At 66.8% G+C, this 395-nt stretch carries 1 protein-coding gene; it reads left to right on the top strand.

The features are described from left to right. A partial coding sequence (locus HA630_RS02020) for a cation transporting ATPase C-terminal domain-containing protein (RefSeq protein ID WP_208299916.1) occupies positions 1–322 on the top strand: 322 nt, incomplete at its 5' end. Between the last annotated feature and the right edge of the window lie 73 nt (positions 323–395).

The raw sequence follows: 395 nt of genomic DNA, 5'->3' as shown, positions 1-395 counted from the left end.
ACACGCCCGCACCCTGGCCGTCAACACCCTGGTGGCGATGGAGGTGTTTTACCTGTTCAGCGTGCGCTACCTCAAAAACCCGTCGTTCCACTGGCTGGGGGTGCGTGGCACGCCCCGCGTGCTGGCCGCCGTGGGCGCGGTGCTGGCGTTGCAAAGCCTGTTCACCTATGCGCCCTTCATGCAGGCGCTGTTCCACACCCAGGCCCTGTCGGCGGCCGAACTGGCGCTGTGCGCCGGCACAGGCGCAGTGGTGCTGGTGCTGCTCGAACTGGAAAAAGCCGTGCTGCGGCGCTTACCTGCTCACAACCCCACGTCCAGGTAAACGTCGTCCAGCGTCAAGGCGCTGTCCAGGCACGGCAGGTCGATGGCGCCTTCGGTGTGCAGCTCGTGGCGCC

This window comes from Aquabacterium sp. A08, assembly GCF_011742065.1.
The sequence above is the reverse complement of the archived record's forward strand: the minus strand, read 5'-3'. Positions and strand labels throughout refer to the sequence as shown.